The 2,307-nt window shown below is 52.1% G+C and carries 6 protein-coding genes; all 6 read left to right on the forward strand.

Annotation, left to right across the window (positions count from 1 at the left end):
- A partial coding sequence (locus EDF73_RS27910) for a hypothetical protein (RefSeq protein WP_233596651.1) occupies positions 1–64 on the forward strand: 64 nt, incomplete at its 5' end.
- A gap of 1 nt (position 65) precedes the next feature.
- The gene (locus tag EDF73_RS27310; RefSeq protein WP_132732055.1) at positions 66–392 is read left to right on the forward strand and encodes a hypothetical protein; all 327 of its coding nucleotides are present in this window, start codon (positions 66–68) and stop codon (positions 390–392) included.
- Positions 392–835: a DUF4054 domain-containing protein gene (locus EDF73_RS27315; protein WP_132732056.1), complete on the forward strand. Its 444-nt coding sequence runs from the start codon at positions 392–394 to the stop codon at positions 833–835. The genes EDF73_RS27310 and EDF73_RS27315 overlap by 1 nt, the downstream gene beginning before the upstream one ends.
- 2 nt (positions 836–837) lie before the next feature.
- On the forward strand, positions 838–1,338 hold the full coding sequence (locus tag EDF73_RS27320; RefSeq protein WP_132732057.1) for a hypothetical protein: 501 nt from the start codon (positions 838–840) through the stop codon (positions 1,336–1,338).
- Between the two features lie 2 nt (positions 1,339–1,340).
- Positions 1,341–1,709, forward strand: coding sequence for a hypothetical protein (locus EDF73_RS27325; RefSeq protein ID WP_132732058.1), 369 nt, complete (start codon positions 1,341–1,343; stop codon positions 1,707–1,709).
- Positions 1,691–2,242 carry a hypothetical protein gene (locus tag EDF73_RS27330; protein ID WP_132732059.1) on the forward strand — a complete coding sequence of 184 codons (552 nt, stop codon included), beginning with the start codon at positions 1,691–1,693 and terminating at the stop codon, positions 2,240–2,242. Before EDF73_RS27325 ends, EDF73_RS27330 begins: the two co-directional genes overlap by 19 nt.
- The last annotated feature ends 65 nt before the right edge of the window (positions 2,243–2,307 follow it).

The raw sequence follows: 2,307 nt of genomic DNA on the forward strand, positions 1-2,307 counted from the left end.
TGGTGGCACCTGGGGTGCAATCATTCGTCAACCGCTGGGCATTGCCAGCATGATCGGGGTGTAACATGGCCGAAACAGTAACTGTAGGATGCAAATTGCCGAACGGCCTGATCCTGGAGCAGGGGGAGTACAAAGTGGCGCTTAACGGCGCCAACTCCTCTCTCGTTTTCGGCGGCTACGGCTTGACCGAAGGAGTAGACAAGGATGCTTTTGAAGCGTGGCTGGCAGCGCATGCAGATCAGCCTTACGTTCGTAAAGAGCTGGTGTTCGCTCAGGCGAAACTCAGCAGCGCCCAGTCGAAAGCGAAAGAAAACGCTTCGGAGAAAACCGGTCTGGAAGGTCTGGATCAGAACAATCCGTCCCCGGGAGTTGAAAAGGCGGACAGTAAATAATGGCGATCGTTGTCTTTGATGTTGCCGCATTTCGTGAGCGTTACCCGGAGTTCGATGCCGTAAGTGATACGCTGCTTAATGCGTACTTCACGGAGGCAACGATTTACCTTGATAACACGGACTGCAGCCTGGTTTCGGATGTTGCTGTCCGTGCCGTCTTTTTGAATATGCTGGTTGCTCACATCGCGGCTTTGAATTCAGGCGTAAACGGCGAGAAGGCTTCTGGTCTGGTAGGGCGGGTGGCAAGCGCATCGGAGGGGTCAGTATCAGTATCGACTGATGCAGGGCCTTCCAGCGCGTCATCCTGGTGGTATCTCCAGACGCCATATGGTGCTGCTTACTGGCAGGCTACGGCTCCTTATCGCACTGTGCGATATGTCCCTGGCTCATCCCCTTCGATGTTCCCTGGTCATTACAACAGGCGTTCATTCATTCGGAGGTAGACATGACCAGCTTCACCGGAGGCGAAGCCATAGAGAAAAAACTGGCAGAAATAGCTGACAATCTTGGTGAGGAGCGAGTCTTGAAGGTTGGAATTCTTAAAGGCGCGCCATATCCAGATGGTACTTCTGTTGCCATGGTGGCAGCGGCTAATGAGTTCGGAGATCCATCAGCAAATAGACCGCCAAGACCGTTTTTCCGCAGCATGATAACGGAGTGCTCGCCGCAATGGCCAGAAGAAATAAGCAAGATACTTAAAGCTACTGGATATGACGGGAAGGCTACCTTCTCGCTCATGGGGGAAAGGATTGCCGGGCAATTACAGAACTCAATCAGGGAAACATATGATCCACCTCTTTCACCATATACAGTCAGGAAAAAGGGCTTTGATAAGCCGCTTATAGACACTTCACATATGCTCAACTCTGTAAGTTATGAGGTCGATGAGGTGTCGTCTGGCCCTGTATCATTCTGGCAAAAAGTGGTCAATTTTTTCAGGCGGTGATTATGAACCTTCACTCCATAGTGCGAAGCGCTATTAGCGCGGTTAATCCTCGTGTCGAAGCTCAAATTTATCGTTCTATTGGGCCAGTTAAAAATCCTGATTACTCGACGGTTCCAGGCTTTGACCCGCCAGTAACAATGATGGTGCAGAAACAGGCGCTTAGCCAGGCTGACATAAGGCACATGGACAACCTGAATATTCAGGGTGTGCTGGTCAGTATCTGGACGGATGGCAACTGGTGCGGGCTAAGCCGTGAACGGCAGCAGGGTGGTGATAAGTTCGTGATCGGCGATGAAATATGGCTGGTCGTATCGGTCCCTGAAATATGGCCGGACTGGACGAGGGTTATCGCATGCCAGCAATTGACGTAACGCTGCAGGTAACGGAAAGCGACCTGTTCAAGGCAACCGGTGATTTTCTGTCTGCCCTCTTTCCTGATGCTGATATCGGGCAGAGCCAGCAGAACCAGACGCCGATGCCGAAAGGTGGTTTTATCACCATGACACCGCTGTTCCTGACAGACCTGTCTACCAATTCCTCAACTTACGCCTACGATGGGGTTGGTGAGTTTGGTCGCGAGGATTTGCGGCGCGTCGATGAGTGGCAATGCCAGCTTGATTTTTACGGAGAGCAGGCGCAGAACAACGCCACGATATTCTCCCGGATCGCACGTTCAGAATTCGCCTGCACCTGGTTCCGTGAAAACGCGAATGTGCTCGTTCCGCTGTACTCTGGCCCACCTCGCCAGACCTCAATGATAAACGGTGAAAACCAGTGGGAATCCCGCTGGACACTGGAGTTCCATGCAAACCCGCTGATTGTCGTCGGCGTTCCTCAGCAGTTTATGACAGGTGCCGATGTGATATCGCAGCCAGTCGACGTGAGATTTCCTCCGGAGAAATAATAAATGGCAATTTCGCTATCAAAAATCGCCCAGATGCTCCCAGGAGTGTTGAAGGCGACAGGGAC

Origin of the sequence: Klebsiella sp. BIGb0138, from assembly GCF_004342285.1 — a bacterium.
Taxonomy (GTDB): domain Bacteria; phylum Pseudomonadota; class Gammaproteobacteria; order Enterobacterales; family Enterobacteriaceae; genus Klebsiella.

Bases quoted from the DNA above. Each gene is read 5' to 3' on its own strand.
- EDF73_RS27325 (WP_132732058.1), top strand. From the start codon at position 1,341: ATGAACCTTCACTCCATAGTGCGAAGCGCTATTAGCGCGGTTAATCCT.
- EDF73_RS27320 (WP_132732057.1), top strand. From the start codon at position 838: ATGACCAGCTTCACCGGAGGCGAAGCCATAGAGAAAAAACTGGCAGAA.
- EDF73_RS27315 (WP_132732056.1), top strand. From the start codon at position 392: ATGGCGATCGTTGTCTTTGATGTTGCCGCATTTCGTGAGCGTTACCCG.
- EDF73_RS27310 (WP_132732055.1), top strand. From the start codon at position 66: ATGGCCGAAACAGTAACTGTAGGATGCAAATTGCCGAACGGCCTGATC.
- EDF73_RS27330 (WP_132732059.1), top strand. From the start codon at position 1,691: ATGCCAGCAATTGACGTAACGCTGCAGGTAACGGAAAGCGACCTGTTC.